16 protein-coding genes are annotated in these 15,928 nt (G+C 62.7%); 10 read left to right on the forward strand and 6 right to left on the reverse strand.

Going from position 1 to position 15,928, the window contains the following annotated elements:
* The 4 genes from EPL01_RS13505 to EPL01_RS13520 all read right to left on the reverse strand — a co-directional run bounded on the left by EPL01_RS13505 (window position 1) and on the right by EPL01_RS13520 (window position 4,037).
* Entirely contained in the window at window positions 1-1,446 is a 1,446-nt protein-coding gene (locus EPL01_RS13505; RefSeq protein WP_135825801.1) for a branched-chain amino acid ABC transporter permease, read from the reverse strand.
* Between the two features lie 186 nt (window positions 1,447-1,632).
* Window positions 1,633-2,250, reverse strand: a complete 618-nt coding sequence (locus EPL01_RS13510; RefSeq protein WP_135825802.1) for a CBS domain-containing protein — start codon at window positions 2,248-2,250, stop codon at window positions 1,633-1,635.
* A gap of 158 nt (window positions 2,251-2,408) precedes the next feature.
* Window positions 2,409-2,975 (reverse strand): hypothetical protein, encoded by a 567-nt coding sequence (locus EPL01_RS13515; RefSeq protein ID WP_135825803.1) that lies wholly within the window; start codon window positions 2,973-2,975, stop codon window positions 2,409-2,411.
* A 303-nt stretch (window positions 2,976-3,278) separates the two neighbouring features.
* Window positions 3,279-4,037: a GTP cyclohydrolase IIa gene (locus EPL01_RS13520; RefSeq protein ID WP_135825804.1), complete on the reverse strand. Its 759-nt coding sequence runs from the start codon at window positions 4,035-4,037 to the stop codon at window positions 3,279-3,281.
* Between the two features lie 143 nt (window positions 4,038-4,180).
* Here EPL01_RS13520 and EPL01_RS13525 point away from each other — a divergent pair, with 143 nt between their 5' ends.
* The 10 genes from EPL01_RS13525 to EPL01_RS13570 all read left to right on the forward strand — a co-directional run bounded on the left by EPL01_RS13525 (window position 4,181) and on the right by EPL01_RS13570 (window position 14,451).
* On the forward strand, window positions 4,181-4,963 hold the full coding sequence (locus EPL01_RS13525) for a hypothetical protein (RefSeq protein WP_135825805.1): 783 nt from the start codon (window positions 4,181-4,183) through the stop codon (window positions 4,961-4,963).
* Between the two features lie 212 nt (window positions 4,964-5,175).
* On the forward strand, window positions 5,176-5,370 hold the full coding sequence (locus EPL01_RS13530; protein WP_135825806.1) for a cold-shock protein: 195 nt from the start codon (window positions 5,176-5,178) through the stop codon (window positions 5,368-5,370).
* 140 nt (window positions 5,371-5,510) lie between these two features.
* A complete protein-coding gene (locus tag EPL01_RS13535; protein ID WP_135825807.1) occupies window positions 5,511-6,386 on the forward strand; it encodes a hypothetical protein in 876 nt (291 codons plus the stop codon).
* Between the two features lie 71 nt (window positions 6,387-6,457).
* Window positions 6,458-7,258 (forward strand): uridine kinase, encoded by an 801-nt coding sequence (gene udk / locus EPL01_RS13540; RefSeq protein ID WP_135825808.1) that lies wholly within the window; start codon window positions 6,458-6,460, stop codon window positions 7,256-7,258.
* A 329-nt stretch (window positions 7,259-7,587) separates the two neighbouring features.
* Entirely contained in the window at window positions 7,588-9,810 is a 2,223-nt protein-coding gene (locus EPL01_RS13545; RefSeq protein WP_135825809.1) for an AAA family ATPase, read from the forward strand.
* Between the two features lie 159 nt (window positions 9,811-9,969).
* Window positions 9,970-10,893 (forward strand): hypothetical protein, encoded by a 924-nt coding sequence (locus tag EPL01_RS13550; protein ID WP_135825810.1) that lies wholly within the window; start codon window positions 9,970-9,972, stop codon window positions 10,891-10,893.
* 42 nt (window positions 10,894-10,935) lie between these two features.
* The gene (locus EPL01_RS13555) at window positions 10,936-11,517 is read left to right on the forward strand and encodes a hypothetical protein (protein ID WP_135825811.1); all 582 of its coding nucleotides are present in this window, start codon (window positions 10,936-10,938) and stop codon (window positions 11,515-11,517) included.
* Window positions 11,518-11,744: 227 nt separating this feature from the next.
* Window positions 11,745-12,680 (forward strand): 16S ribosomal RNA methyltransferase A, encoded by a 936-nt coding sequence (locus EPL01_RS13560; protein WP_135825812.1) that lies wholly within the window; start codon window positions 11,745-11,747, stop codon window positions 12,678-12,680.
* Window positions 12,677-13,858: a mechanosensitive ion channel family protein gene (locus EPL01_RS13565; protein ID WP_246045701.1), complete on the forward strand. Its 1,182-nt coding sequence runs from the start codon at window positions 12,677-12,679 to the stop codon at window positions 13,856-13,858. Before EPL01_RS13560 ends, EPL01_RS13565 begins: the two co-directional genes overlap by 4 nt.
* Window positions 13,855-14,451 carry a HemK2/MTQ2 family protein methyltransferase gene (locus EPL01_RS13570; protein WP_135825813.1) on the forward strand — a complete coding sequence of 199 codons (597 nt, stop codon included), beginning with the start codon at window positions 13,855-13,857 and terminating at the stop codon, window positions 14,449-14,451. Before EPL01_RS13565 ends, EPL01_RS13570 begins: the two co-directional genes overlap by 4 nt.
* An 11-nt stretch (window positions 14,452-14,462) precedes the next feature.
* On the opposite strand, the gene EPL01_RS13575 is transcribed toward EPL01_RS13570, so the two are convergent.
* Together EPL01_RS13575 and EPL01_RS13580 are read right to left on the reverse strand one after the other, a co-directional pair.
* A complete protein-coding gene (locus tag EPL01_RS13575; protein ID WP_135825814.1) occupies window positions 14,463-15,158 on the reverse strand; it encodes a hypothetical protein in 696 nt (231 codons plus the stop codon).
* Window positions 15,159-15,270: 112 nt separating this feature from the next.
* Window positions 15,271-15,804, reverse strand: a complete 534-nt coding sequence (locus tag EPL01_RS13580) for a hypothetical protein (protein WP_135825815.1) — start codon at window positions 15,802-15,804, stop codon at window positions 15,271-15,273.
* Between the last annotated feature and the right edge of the window lie 124 nt (window positions 15,805-15,928).

Raw genomic sequence — 15,928 nt, forward strand, 5'->3', positions numbered from 1 at the left:
TTATCCTCCGGTGATTCCCTCCGGCTTGACTAGCAACACGACGAACAGGATGGCGAACGCGATGGGAATGCGGTAGACCGACCCGATGTCCGGAATCGCGTAGATGCCGACGTCCATCGAGAGGCCGACGATGTAGCTCCCGAGAATCGCGCCGTAGACCGACTGGAGGCCGCCGAGGATGACCCCGGCGAACATCGGGAGCAGGAGGAAGAATCCCATGTTGACCGTCAGTTGCGCGAACAGCACGCCGAGCATCACGCCGCCGACAGCGGCGAACGCCCCGGCGATAATCCACGTCGCCATCATCACGCGGTCGGTGTTGATGCCGGTAATCTTGGCGAGGTCGATGTTGTCGCTGGAGGCCCGCATCGCCTTCCCGAGTTTGGTCTCCTGAAGCAGGAAGTGGAGCAGGCCCATCATCACGACCGCGATGACGACGACCGAGGCCCGCATCAGCGAGAGGCGGATGCGAGTCGAGAACGCCGACGAGTCGGGCACCGTCCCGCCGCCCGAGAGCGCGAACAGCAGCGCGACGAACGTCACGATTCCGGCGAGGGCCGCGGTGAGTTTCGGGCCGACGGTGTGGCCGGTGCCGTACCCTTCCGCGCCGCCGCTCCGCCAGCGGTAGGCCGCGAACGCGACCCCGACGGTTGCCGCGAGCAGGGCGAGCGCCGCCAGCCACGAGTACGTCGCGGTGAACATCGCCTGGTCGGGGTTCGGCCCGGTGTCGATGACGTGCATCGTGATGCCGCTTCCGGTGACGTAGAGGTCGAAGAACTTCGCGGCCGACAGGCCAACGTCGTAGCCGAAGACGCTGCCGACCTGCGGGACGACGTAGGTCCGGACCTGCCCGCCGTAGAACGCTTGGGTCCCGAACCGGAGGACGAACGACAGGCCCAGCGTGACGATGAGCATCGTCGCCAGCGACGCGTCCTTCGCGCGGAACTTCTGGAAGATGACCTTTTCGAGGAAGGGGGCAATCCACGCCAGCATCAGCGCCGAGAGCAACAGTCCGGTCCAAATCGACGGGAAGCCGACGACCACGAGGACGCCCAGCACCGCGGCCACCGCGAGGTGGACCCCGAGCGCGAGCGCCGAACTGGGGTCGCCGGGCCACCACGACCCCTTCAAGGCGGGCATTCCGCCGAGTAAGTACACCGCGGCGAGCGCCGACCCGGCCGCGAGGAGGAACAGGACTGCGAAGCCGACCGCCGTGAGTTCGCGGGCGGCCTGCGCCTGAGTCAGCAACTCGAACACCGGCACGGTCGCCGGTTTGTTGACGAGCAGCGCCATGTACGCCCCGAGCATGAGGAGTTCGCCGTGGGCGAAGTTCGGGACTTCGGCGATGTTGTACACCAGCGCCAGCCCGATAGCGCCGAGCGCGACGATGCTCCCCGTGACGAGGCCAGTCACGATGGCGTTTGCCAGCCCGGTGCTAGGTGGCACGAGTTATCACCTCGCATGTCTGATTGTCACAACCTACCATATGTCGTATCTCGCAAGCCCGACCTATTTGTGTCTTGTGCTTTTTCGTACCTCAGAACGAGAAGATACCAGCCAAACGGCCGTCAGGTCTGCCGGACGCTCTGTCTCGGCGGTCGGAATTCCTGCCCGATTCTCGTCGGCCTCGCGCTACACCTCTCGGCAGTCGGCGCAGATGAGTTGTCCGTTGACGTTAGCGAGTTCGCGGCTCAGGGTGCCGCAGGCCTCGCAGATGCTCCGGTCGGAGTACTGGGACTGCTCGCCGTTGTCCGCGAAGGTCTCGCCGGGGTCGCCCGAGGAGGGTTCGCCCGCCATGCGCTCGTCGGCGACGATACCGCCGCCGCCGACCTCGTCGGGCGCTTCAGTCCCGAGCGAGGGGACGCTCGACAGCGACGCCGAGGCCGAAATCACGTCGCGCTCCGAGAGGACCCCCGCGAGTTCGTCGCCGTTGGTCACGAGGAGTCGCCGGATGTCCTCGCGGGACATGGTTCCGGCGGCGTCCGAGAGCTTCTGGTCGGCGTCCACCGAGACCACGGGGTCGGACATCACCGCCGAGACCTCGGTCTCGGCCGGGTCGCGCTCCTCGGCGAGGAGCGAGAGGACGTCCGACTCGGTCATGATGCCGACCGGTTCGCTCCCCCGGAGGACGACGACGCACCCGACGCCGTCCTCGTCCATGAGTTTGACCGCCCCGAGAACCGTATCAGATTCGCTAACGCCGACGTACTCTCGGGACATCACGTCCCGAACGCTCACTTCGCCTTCCATGTGCGAAAGATTGCCATAGGTTCTCTAAAAAGTATCCCCGGCAAGCTTAAGCCCGTGACGGGCATACGTTAACAGTTGACTGGATTCTGGCGGGAAGCGTCGGCGGTCTCGCGCCGAACTGTCGTTAGCGTGAGAAAAACCGGCAGTCGTCGGCGTCGTCAGCCATCGACTCGGGCGGTCGTCTCGCCCCGCTTGCGACCGTACCGGGCGGCGAGTTCGTCCAACTCCTCGGCGTAGCGGGCGTCGAGTCGCTCGACCTCGCGGCGACCCTCGTCGGTCAGAATCCAGTCGGTGACTCGCGCATCGTCGGTGACTCGCTCGTAGGCCGTCGGGCCCGCCGGGTCGCCGTCGGCCTCGCGCTCGCCGAGCGCGAATCGGGGTTCGCCGAGCTGGGACTCGGATAGCTCCTCGACGCGCCGGACGAGGCCCTTCTCGTCGAGTTGCGTGAACGTCCGCCGAATCGTGGACTTCCGGACCGTCGCGCTGGCCGCACCCTTCGGGCCGACGTTGGCGTAGCCGCCGCGCTCGATGACCGCCGCGATGTCGTCCAAGACGCCGCTGACGGTCGTCGGCGCGTAGCGGTCGCCCTCGCCCGCCATGTGGTGCAGGATTGTGCGCTCGATGTGACCGCTGGTCCGTAGCTCCTCGTCTGTCGGCGGACTCTCCTCGGACTGGTCGTCGTGCGCCTGTTCGTCAGGCTCGCGGGCTTCCGTGTCTTCTCCCATACTAGATGTAACGTAGTTCCGTTTCATTAAACCTTTGGGATGTTACGCTTCTCGGGAGAGGCGAGGAATCGACTTTCCTCTGCTTCGCTCGGCGGGTCAAACACCCCTTAGTGGACTGGAAGGGCGAGCGCAGTTCCATCTGCTTCTGCGGTTCCAAGCGCGAGGCTCTCGAAACCACGGTCCGGTTCTAACTGCGCCCCGACGACCATCTGAAGAAACAAAAACTGATGTTTGAGAAACTTATCTATATCTCAGGGAAATAGAAAACAGTTCTAAAAGTGACTGAAGATTATTCTCAGACGGCTAGTCGATGACGACGCGGTCGCCGTCCTCGCGGCACTCTTCGAGGGCGTGCTTGGCCGCCATTCCCGCGGTCTGGGGGTTCGCGGCCTGTCCGACGCCGACCTTCAGTTCGACCTCGACGGTGTCCTGCACGTGCCGGATGGCGTCCTGATACGCCTCCTCGTCCAAGTCGGGGCAGACCGCGATGACGTTGTCTCCTCCGACGAAAAAGGACAGGCCGTCGTGCGCGCGGCGGAAGTACCGCATCAGTTCGGCGTAGCCCTGCTCGATGTGGATGAACGAGTCGAAGGCGTTGAGCTGGTCGGTGTACTTCCCGGTGGCGTCGTTCACGTCGAAGTGCGCGATTTGCACGTCGTCGTCGGTGCGCTCGTCGGGGTCGAGCGTCGTGCCCCGCAGGATTTCGGTCCGGTCGGCCTCTTGGGCGCTCCCGGCGTCTTGGATGTGGTCGGTCGCGGCCGAGAGCGCCTCGACGGGACTCGGGTCCACGCCGACGCCGAAGCTGACGGTCACGGGGTAGCGGTTGCTCACCGACTCCTGTATCATGGCGTGGTCGGCCTCGTCCATCCCGTTCGTGACCGCAATCATGTTGTCGAACCGCGTGAAGAAGACGTAGCCCTCGCGGTTGCCGATAAGTTGCGAGAGGTCGGCGTACAGCCTCGACTGGAGGGTCTGAAGGTCCACTTCCCGGCGGGGTTCGGGCGTCACGGTCCACGGTCCGTAGTTGTCGATCTGAATCAGGGTGACCTGCGCGTTCGTCACAGTTGGCCGTTGTTTTGTGGCGCTAGCTTATAAGCTATCCTAATTCTGGTAGTGTTTCCATAATTGGTAGGGTTTCTCTAAGCGATTTTACTTCCGCTCTGGTCTACTTACCTTTATTGCCTTCCCTTGACAACTGGCTGTTGATGACACGATTTAAAATTGGAGTGGTGAAAAACCCGGAGGAGATACCCTCTCTACAAGAATTTGACGAGCGCGATGAAATTGCAGACTCTTCTTTTCCAATTCAAGAGGAAAGGGATGGAGAGTCTCTCCGTAAAGGCTTCAGAGACCCTTACTATGAGGACGGAGATGATGATACACAGGAGTTCTTTTACTTCGACTGTGTGATAGAGACGCTAGAGAAAAATACGAGATTAGATGAGGACGGGAACGACTTAGAACATCATGTTCAGAGTCGAGATACAATGCACTTTATTTTGCTTCCTGATGGGCGATTTATCTACGAATCTGCTAAAAATGTTGGACCGGGGAATGCATTGAGACTTCTCTTAGGTGAAATCCCCGAAATAGAGAGCGATATAACTATCCCTCACTCTGTACTCCGAAACTATTACTTTGATAAGGATGAGGTAAGCAAGGTGGTTGTTAATGGGATAGAATCTGATGATGATCCTGAAGAATATACAGAACCTGTTCGCTCAATTCTCCGAACGGGTCGAATGTTAGAAAGTACTACCTTCAATACTGGTGATTTTGAGACAAACCTAAGAGAATCTGATCTTGTCGGGAGCTTCATTGACCATGGGAACGTGAAGTTCATCAAGGGATCAGATGAAGATACAAATACAAAAGCCGTGTCTAACAATGGATGGGTAAGATTCTACCTTCCGACAGACCGGGATGTTGTTGAGCGTTCACGGTTAATACACCGAAAAGTTCGTCCGATCTTAGACGACGTGATCTAAATCCCTCCTCTTAGTATCCCGCCCAAATTGCCGATACGGACAGAACTTGCCACGAAACCGCGGAATCAGGCGTGATTTGGAGACGAACTGACTGTACGGTCACACTCATCCGATATTCTCCGGAGTTCTGAATATATTTGTCCAAATAAGACCATATTTTCTATACGAACATCGGAATACTTATCCGTGAAACGTGCATCCGTCTAATTGCAATGGCAGAAGGAACTGTTGACTTCTTCAACGACACTGGCGGCTACGGTTTCATCGATACTGAGGACGCGGACGAAGACGTGTTCTTCCACATGGAAGACATCGGCGGCCCGGACCTCGAAGAGGGAACTGAGGTAGAGTTCGAGATCGAGCAGGCGGACAAGGGTCCGCGCGCGACGAATCTTACGCGACTGTAAACGCGTCTTCAAGCCGCCGCGAGGCGGGTGAACGCGCTTTTTCTGTGGAACTACGTTCGAAGAGCGACTGGTGTATCTGTTGTTGAATATGATGTGTTGGTAGGAAGCATTTATTATCTCGACAGATTATTTATTCGAGCATGGACATTAACGATGAATTGGTAGATCAAGTTGAAGAAGCCTTAGAAGAGCAGTCGAATTTCGAGTATACAACTGATGATGGTGAGGTTCAATTCATCCGCGACACAATTGACGCTTTTGACAATATTTCAGAACACGATGGCTCTCAGGAGATTAGTACAAAAGTAAAGAAGATGCATAGCACACCGGAAGTTACTTTTTGTTGGCCGTATATCAATGATAGCCCGCGTGCGGAGTTTGCCGACCTTCTATTTATGGCCAACTTCTACGAAGATAATACTTTAGTTGAAAAGAGGGCGATGATTTCCCAGTCAAAGTTCACTCCTAAAAACGCTCGTGAAAACAAAAATAAGAAATGGAAAATTCAAATGAACCAATTTATGATTCTCCACGAACTACCCAAGTTTAAGGTCACCAGTCCGGGAACGGGAGAGATTTTTCAGTTAGACTCAGAGACCCGGATGTTCACTAATTATAGCTTCGCCAGTAATTTCTTAAAGCCATTTTATTATTCAACCGAAAATTTTGTGGATGATATAAACACAGGGGCAAAGAAGCCTACTTTGAACCTTGAACACAAGTCCATGAATGGATACAACTCTTCAAAGAGTATAATCAAACGGTTCCTGAAAAGGAAGATCGGAGAAGAGGTAACCGAAAATGCTGAACTAATCAGGTTTTTACAACACATCTATGAGAACTCGGACTCCTTTGGAAGAAGTGAAACCGAAAACGTAGTCGCTACTGACGGAGGTGAACAGGAATTACCTCCGGGTCCAGAAGCGGGTGCTATTCAAATAAACATCGGAGAACTAGACGAATTCGAATCTCTCGATGAGGCAATAGAAAGGAGCGAAGGGTCAACCACGTTCTGAACTTTTCTATCCCCGTCACCGGAAATCCGATTCCGAGAGATTCAAACCACAGTCTACCTTCCACCCCATCAATGACTATCCCGTCGTTCGTCATCGGTATCGCGGGGGGAACCGGGGCCGGAAAGACGACGGTCGCCCGCGAAATCACCGAGGAGGTCGAAGACTCCGTGACGCGCATTCCGATGGACAACTACTACGAGGACCTGAGCCACCTCGATTTCGAGGAGCGCACCGAGGTCAACTACGACCACCCCTCGGCGTTCGAGTGGGAACTCCTTCGGGAACACATGGACGCTCTCCTCTCGGGTCAGACCATCGAGATGCCCCAGTACGACTTCTCGGAACACAATCGCAAGGACGAGACCCGGACGGTCGAACCGACCGACGTGGTCGTGCTGGAGGGTATCTTCGCGCTCTACGACGAGGAGGTCAACGAGATGCTCGACATTCAGGTCTACGTCGAGACCGACGCCGACGTGCGCATCCTCCGGCGCATCGAGCGCGACGTGGTGGACCGCGGCCGGGACTTGGAGGGCGTCATCGACCAGTACCTCTCGACGGTCAAACCGATGCACGAGCAGTTCGTCGCGCCGACGAAGAAGCACGCAGACCTCATCATCCCCGAGGGCGCGAACGCCGTCGCGGTCAACCTGTTGGAGGAGAAGGTCCGGGCCGAGACCTACACCGACTCGGGGTCGGCGTGGACCCTCGGCGAGGAGGGCGTCGAGCGCGAGCAGAACGAGCGCCTCACCGTCACCGGTCCCGCCGCGACCGAGGCCGAACGCGAGAGCGACGGACGCCCGGACGGCGGGCGAGAGGGTCGAGACGCGGACTCGACCGACCGGCGGTGGAGCGACGAGCAATCGGAGTAGTCCGCGAAGGGAGTTCCGGATAGGCGTGACAACGGCCTGTCTCGCTCGGCGGGACAGACCACAACCTCGGTGGACTGAAAGGGCGAGCGGGGTTCGCGTGCAGTTTAGTCGTCTCAGCGCGGCTCTATTTCGGGCGCGCAGTTCTGCGCGCCCGAAATAGCCCGGTGAGCGACCGCCGGAAGACAACCCGCGTCTTCCGAGATCACACTCACTTCGTTCGCGTGACCGCGAACCGCGCGAGAGCTTTCGAGGCCGTAGCTACTTCACTGACAGTTTCTGTAGAACGCAAAGGGGGAATCCTCAAGACGGACGAGCAACGAGAGACTGACATGAACGCGAAGGGTTCCGCCGCGGTCGAACTCACCGTCCAAGGCGCGGAGAAGCGCGACGCGGGCCGGGGCATCGCCCGAGTCCCCGAGTCCGCTCGGTCGGCGCTGGGCGTCCTGAGCGGTGACACCGTGGTCGTCGAAGGCGAGCGCGACACCGTGGTCAAGGTGTGGCCCGCAGGAACTGACGTACAGTCCGGCGTGGTGCAGGTAGACGGCGAGACGCGGGCCAACGCCGGGGTCAGCATCGGCGACACCGTGACGGTCCGCAAGATTTCGGTCGCCGACGCCGAGGAGGTCACGCTCGCGCCGACGGCCACCTTCGACGCCGACGACCTCGACACCCTCGAAGCCGCCCTGAAGCGCACGCTCCGGGACCGCCCGGTCAAGGAGGGCGAGCGCGTCCGAATCGAGCGACTGGGCGACGCGGGCACCTTCCACGTCGGGGCGACCGACCCCGACGGCGTGGTCCGCGTGACCGAGGACACCGACGTTCGGGTCGCGCTCGACGGCGGGTCGGGGTCCAGCGCGGGAGCGGGGGCCGGGTCCGACTCCGGCGGCATCGCCATCCCCATCTCTCGCGGCGAGGGCGGCGACGGTGACGGCGAAACTCCGCCGAAGCCGACCGGCGCGACCTACGAGGACATCGGCGGCCTCGAAGACGAACTGGAGCGCGTCCGCGAGATGGTCGAGTTACCCCTCTCGAACCCCGCGCTGTTTCGGCGGCTCGGCATCGACCCGCCGAAGGGCGTCCTGCTCTACGGCCCGCCCGGCACGGGAAAGACGATGATAGCCAAGGCGGTCGCCAACGAGGTCGACGCCCACTTCATCACGGTCTCGGGGCCGGAAATCATGAGCAAATACAAGGGCGAGAGCGAGGAGCGTCTGCGCGAGGTGTTCGAGAACGCCCGCGAGAACGCCCCGACGATCGTCTTCTTCGACGAAATCGACGCCATCGCGGGCGAGCGAGACGAGGAGTCCGACGTGGAGAACCGCGTGGTCGCGCAACTCCTCTCGCTGATGGACGGGCTGGAATCCCGCGGCGAAGTCGTCGTCATCGGCGCGACCAACCGGGTGGACGCCATCGACCCCGCCCTGCGGCGCGGCGGGCGATTCGACCGCGAAATCGAAATCGGCGTCCCCGGCGAGGCCGGGCGGCGCGAGATTCTGGACGTTCACACCCGCGGGATGCCGCTGGCCGACAGCGTGGACCTCGACCGACTCGCGGCGACGACCCACGGCTTCGTCGGCGCTGACCTCCACGCGCTCTCGACGGAGTCCGCGATGGCCGCGCTCCGCCGCGCGCGAGACGCCGGGGCCGACGAGGAGGAACTCATGGAAGTCGAAGTCACCCGCGAGGACTTCGAGACCGCGATGGCTTCGGTGGACCCCTCGGCGATGCGCGAGTTCGTCGCCGAGTCCCCGGACACGACCTTCGAGGACGTGGGGAATCTGGACGAGGCCAAGCAGACGCTGACCGAAGCCGTCGAGTGGCCGCTGGCGTACCGCAACCTCTTCGAGCAGACCAACACCGACCCGCCCGCGGGCATCCTGCTCCACGGGCCGCCCGGCACAGGGAAGACGCTCCTCGCGCGGGCCTTGGCGGGCCAGAGCGACGTGAACTTCATCCACGTGGACGGGCCGGAACTGCTCGACCGCTACGTCGGCGAGTCCGAGAAGGCGGTCCGGGAAATCTTCGACCGCGCCCGACAGGCCGCGCCAGCGATTATCTTTTTGGACGAAATCGACGCCATCGCTGGCGAGCGCGGAAGCGGCATGGGCGGCGGCGCTGAAGTCTCCGAGCGCGTGGTCTCCCAGCTCCTGACCGAGATGGACGGACTGGCCGAGAACCCCAACCTCGTGGTGCTGGCCGCGACCAACCGCCGGGACGCGCTCGACCAAGCCCTCCTGCGGCCCGGCCGACTCGAAGAACACATCGAGGTCCCCGCGCCCGACGAGGAGGGTCGCCGGGCCATCCTCTCGGTCCACGCCGACGACCGGCCGCTGGCCGACGACGTGGACTTGGACGAACTCGCCGCCGAGTTGGAGGGCTACACCGGCGCGGACCTCGAAGCCGTGGTCCGAGACGCCTCGATGCGGGCGATTCGGGAGGCCGCCGAGGCGTGGGGCGTCGAGCAGGCCGACCAGAACGCCGACGAGATAGAAATCCAGAACAAGCACTTCGAGGCCGCGGTCGAGAAGGTCCGGCCGACCCTCGCCGAGTAGCGTCCGCGTTTCGTCCCGTTTTTCGCGCACTTTTGGGCACGCTGTCTCGTTTCGGCGCTTCGCCGACGTGACTGCGCTCGATTCAGCTCGAATAAATATTCCATCATAATACTAATAACAAATTTTATCTGCTGGCGATGAATCGAACGTATCGAACCCATGACAGACGAAACCCCCGACCGCCGCGCTCGCGGCGGGCGTCGTCAGTTCCTGAAAGGTATCGGTACGTTCGGCGTCGGTGCGCTCGGCCTCCCCCTGCTGTCACGCGGCGGTGCGGCCGAGTCCGGCGATTCGAAGTCCGGCGACTCCGGGTCCGGCGCGGCTCCCGAGAAGTTCCGCGTGAGAGGGCGCGAAATCGTCAAGACCGAGATTCGGCCCGACAGCGTGACCGTCACGAAGCGCAAGATCAGCGACGACCTCCGGCGGCGCTACGGCATCTCCCCGCCGGTTCTGACCAAGACCGAGTCAGTCGAGCGCCCTGCACCCCGCGAGGACGACCTGCCGCTTCGGGACACCCGGACAGTCGAGCGCGAGTGGGACACCTACTACGCGAAGGAAGACGAGTGGAAGGCCTACTTCGAGTCCGGCGGCGACCTGAGCGCCGAGTACCTCGACCCCGCCGAGGAGGACCACCCCTACGGAATCTGGGAGTACGAGGCCGTAGACGGCGGGTACGAGACCGCGGCCCCGATGAACGTCATCTCCGAGCAGTCCACCGGCGAGATTACGAACGTCCTGCTGAACGACGGGTGGACCGACTACGTGGTCCAGTACAATCGCCACGCCTACAACAGCGCGACCAACCAGTTCGAGCAACAGCACAAGTCCGCCGCGACGGGGACCTTCGGCTTCCTCGGTCGCAAGCACCTCAAGATGTGGGAGTTCGAGGGCTACGTCTCCGGGTCGGCCCACATCGACAGTTCGGCACCCCACGAGGCCACCTCGTTCGAGGACGCCGAGCAGGCCATCGAGAACACCTTCGACGACGCCTCGGGCTGGTACGGCTACGACGATTACTACTACATGGACAACGGCTACCAGCTCGACCACGACAGCTACGCGACGAAGCTCGTCAAGTACTGACCGGAATCCACCTTTATTTCACTTCCCGTCCTACGATTCGTCATGAACTGGTCCGCCGCCCTCCGGCCGCGCAGAGGTCTCGTTTTGCCCCTGCTCGTGGTCGCGGTCCCGGCGCTGTACTTCGTCTACCGGGCGGCCGCGATGGAGTGCGCGGCGGGTCGGCCGTGCCTCGACGCGACCTATCTCGGCGACGCCCTCGCCGCGCTCGCCGGGGCCTACCTCGTCGCCAGCGGCGCGCTGGCGCTGTTCGACGCCAGCGCACTCGCCGAATCGAGTTCCTCCGCTCGCCTCGCGCTCCGGCCGACCGACCGCACGCTCGCGGTGCTGGCGGTCTTCCTCGCGGCCATCGCAACGTACCTCCTCGCAACGCTGGTGACGGCGATTCCGGCGTGGCTCGACCTGCTCCTCGCGCCGTTCGGGCTGGTCGTCGCCCTGCCGTTCGCGCTGGTCTACGGCGGGACGGTCGTCGTCACGAACGCGCTCTTTTCGGAGCCGCCGCTGTGGGTCCAGTCGGCGGTCGTCGCGGCCTCGCTCGCGCTGACGGCGGTGTGGCTGTTCGCGCTGGCGACCGGCGTCGGGAGTCTCCTCGGGGCGTGGATGCCCGCGAGCGTCGGGTCGCGGTGAGAGCAACTAGTATAATTGGTAGAGTGCTGATTACGATTGTTTAGACCACCCATTCATTTCTCCATCCGGTTTTCGAGATTCCCACTTCCGCCGAGAATCGCGCGCTGGCCGTGTGGCCCGCCGACCGCGTAGCCCGCTAACCAGCGACTATGCGGCCCGGAGTCGATTCCTCGATACTTCTAGCTGACTCGGTGGCTTTACCCGCTTGCGGTAGCTACCCCGAGACAATGACCGACTCATCCGACGCCGCGCCGCGGAACCCCGACGCTCTGCTCAGGCGGGCGGGCGTCCGGGGTAACCCCGACCGCGACCAGCACTTTCTGGTAGACGACCGCGTCCTCGACCGACTGCCCGAGTACGCTCTGGAGGCCGACTTCGACCTCTCGCACGTCCTCGAAATCGGCCCCGGGACGGGCGCGCTGACCGACCGACTCCTCGCTGTCGCGGACGAAGTGACCGTCGTGGAGCGCGACCGCGATTTGGCCGCCTTCCTGCGCGAGGAGTTCGCCGACGAAATTGCAGACGGCCGCCTCACGGTCGTCTCGGGCGACGCGCTCGAAGTCGAACTCCCCGAGTTCACGGCCTCCGTCTCGAATCTCCCCTACGGCGTCTCCAGCGAAATCACCTTCCGACTCCTCCCGCAGGGCGAGCCCACCGTCCTGATGTTCCAGAAGGAGTTCGCCGAGCGGATGGCCGCCGACCCCGGCACCGACGACTACGGCCGCCTCTCGGTCTCGGCCCAGCACTACGCCGACGTGGAAGTGGTCGAGCCAGTCCCGAAAGAGGCCTTCTCGCCGCCGCCGGACGTAGAGAGCGCGGTCGTCCGGACGACGCCCCGCGACCCCGACTACGAGGTCGGCGACGAGGACTTTTTCCTCCGGTTCGTCAAGGCCGTGTTCACCCAGCGCCGCAAGACCCTCCGGAACGCGATTCGGAACACGCCCCACATCTCCGGACTCGACGACGCCGACGCCGTGGTCGATGCTATTTCCGAGGACCAGACCGACCTGAATCCCGACGTACTGAGCAAACGCGCGGGCAAGATTCCGCCCGAGACGTTCGCCGCGCTGGCGACGGCCGCCGACGAGTTCGGGCGAGAGAGCGAGGACGAGCGAGGCGGTGAGGACGACGCCGACGCCGAGCGAGGTGGTGAGACCACGTGAGCGGCCTCCTGACGGGATTCTTCTCAGTCATCGACCAACTGACGAACTTCACCCCGACCGAGCAAGTCGCCGCGACGGTTGCTATCGTCCTCGGGGTCCTCGCGGCCGTCTGGGCAGGGCGGTACGTTCGACCGCGAATCCGCCAGCGACTCCCGCATCGCGTCGGCGACGTGGCGCTCCTCAGTGGTATCGCGGCGATTCTGTTCGTAGCGACGGTCAGTCTCATCGTCCTCTGGAACAAGGGGACCAACGCCGCCAACGCGCTGGACCAGATCGGCGCGACCGCTGGCAAGGGGTTCCAAGTCCTGTTCGCGCTGGCCGTGGCGGCGGGCGCGTACATCGTCACCGGGTTCGTCAAGACGGCCATCGACCGGTTGGTCGAGGAGCAAGACACCATCAGCCAGCACCAGAGCGAAATCGTCTACCGCGTCTCGCAACTCACCATCTACGTCTCGGCCGGGGCCATCATCCTCGGGATGTGGGACGTGGACCTCAGCGGCCTGCTGGTCGGTGCCGGGTTCCTCGGTATCGTGGTCGGTATGGCCGCCCGCCAGACCCTCGGCGCGCTGCTGGCCGGGTTCGTGCTGATGTTCTCCCGCCCCTTCGAGATCGGCGACTGGGTCGAAATCGACGGCGAGGAGGGCATCGTCACCGACATCTCCATCGTCAACACCCGCATCCAGACCTTCGCCGGGGAGTACGTGATGATTCCCAACGACATCGTGAGCGGCGAGAAAATCGTCAACAAGAGCCGGAAGGGGCGACTCCGCATCGAGGTGGAGGTCGGGGTGGACTACGACGCCGACGTCGAGCGCGCGGCCGACCTCGCCGAGGAGACGATGAAGGACTTGGACGAGGTGCTGACGGTGCCGACGCCGAAGGTGGTCCTCAAGGAGTTCGGCGACTCGGCGGTCACGCTCGTCCTCCGGTGCTGGATAGACAAACCCAGCGCTCGCAGGCAGTGGCGCGCCAGAACCGCCATCATCCAGTCGGTCAAGCGCACCTTCGACAGCGAGGGCATCAAGATTCCCTTCCCGCAGCAGGAACTCACCGGGCGCGAGGAGTCCGGCGGCTTCCAACTGACGGGCGAGGCCCCGGTCGCGCCGGAACCGACGACTGACGGCGGAACCGACGACGAAAAGAGCGCCGAAACCGGAGAGTCGGAGGAAAGCGAATGACTGACCTCGCAGACCGCCGAGACGCCGAGACCGAGGTGTACCAACCCGCCGAGGATTCGAACTTGCTCGCGGAGGCCGCGATTGCCGACCTGCAATCGCTCGCTGACGACGCCCGCGACGACCTCCTCGCGCTGGAGGTCGGCACCGGGTCCGGCTACGTCGCCGAGACGGTCGCCGACGAGACCGGCCTGCGAGTCTTGGGGTCAGATATAAATCCTCACGCCTGCGCGCAGGCCCGCGAGCGCGGCGTCGAAGCGGTCCGAGCCGACCTGCTCGAACCCTTCCGAGACGACGCCCTCGACGTGGTGCTGTTCAACGCGCCCTACCTCCCGACCGACCCCGACGACGAGCGCGACGACTGGATGGAAGTCGCGCTCTCGGGCGGCGAGGACGGCCGGGCGGTCATCGAACCCTTCCTCGCGTCGGTCGGACGCCCCCTCGCCCCCGACGGCGCGGTCTACCTGCTGGTCAGCAGTCTCACGGGCGTCGAGGAAGTAGTCGAACTCGCAGCGGCAGAAGGGTTCTCCGCAGTCGCGCTCAGCGACGAGTCCTTCCCCTTCGAGACGCTGACGGTGCTGAAACTGACGCGATAGCCTCGGCTTGACTATCCCTCCTCAAACGCCTCCCGGTCGGCGTAGCTGTGCTGGTGTTTCCCGTGTTTCTCTCGAAACTCCCGTAGCTCCGGCGGGAGCGATTCGAGTCGTTCGACCAGTTCGTCGGCCTTCTCGACCGACCAGTCGGGGTCGAGGGCCGTCGAGAGCGCGAACAGGCGACTCCGGACGAGTTCGAAGAGGAGGTCGATTTCCTCCTCGCCGTCGCCCTCCTGATAGCTGAGGTCGTTGATGAGGTGGTGGAGACCGACTCGCCAGCCGACGCCGAACTCCCCGTCGCGTTCGACCTCCGCGACGGCGTCCGGTACCTCGTCGAACTCCTCGAAGAACGCGACTGCCATGCGACTCGCGGTGGCCCAGAGGCGGACGTGGAGGCGCTTGCTCTCGTCGAGGTCGTCGATTCGGACTTCGGTGTCGTCGGTCCACCACTCCTCCGCGAAACCGTCGGCGACGAGTTCGTCCCAGCGGTCGCGCTCGTCTTCGGCCACCGCCTCGGGGTCGCCGTAGATGTAGAACGTGACTTCGCCGTCCTCGACCGACGGGTCGTGACCGTACCGGGCGAACGTGAGCCACTTCACGTCGTCGCTGTCTTCGAGGCGGCGGAAGGCGGGGACGACGTACTCGCGTATCAGTTCCTCCTCGGCGTCCACGCCGCTGGTCTCGAAGATGACGACTTTCCTATCGGACATACCTACCTCGACCGACAGCGGAAACAAAAATCTAACCCGGGGCTGTCGAGTCGGGAGTCGACTACCGACTGACGGGCCGAGGCCAGACTACTGCCTGCCGGGCCGAGACAGACTACTGACTGGCGTTGACGGGATTTGGCAACTGATAGAGGTCCGCGGTCGTGTCCTCGTTCTCGACGGTCAGGAGCGTTCGCCCGTTCACCGTGACCTCGAACTCCCGGTAGTCGGTCGGCAGACTCGTACTGAATTGCAGGTCGGTCGCCACCCGACAGTCGCCCGGCGGTGGTTTCTGCTCGCCTGCGTCCGAGGTGCGGGTCGTCTCCGGAACGGTCCGGAAGTCGATTCGGTAGCTTTCCGGTGTGACGCGACTTACGTTCGCCGAGACGCGCTGGTCGCGGTCGTTGACCACAGTCGCGTTCAGCGTCACCGCGAAAGAGTCGCCGACCGCGACCTCGTGGACCCATCCGGCGTGGGACCGCACGTCGGGGCAGTTCGGGCCGGAACTGCTCAGCGAGTAAGGTGGCGATCCGGAGTCCGGACCAGCATCTGTCGGAGCGAGTTGACCGCCGAAACCCAATCCGCCGACCGCTCCGGCGACGAGACCGAGGGCGAACGCGGGGACGACCGCCGAGGAGAGACGCGTCATGGGGTAATAATCCCGACGATAACCTAGGTAGATTATCACCTTTCTGTGCGGTGTGTTACCTCAACACTATGCTCATAGGTAATTTCCTGAGAGGAAAATATTAAGCGTCAGCATTTCGTAGGAC

Source organism: Halorussus ruber, assembly GCF_004765785.1.
GTDB lineage: Archaea > Halobacteriota > Halobacteria > Halobacteriales > Haladaptataceae > Halorussus > Halorussus ruber.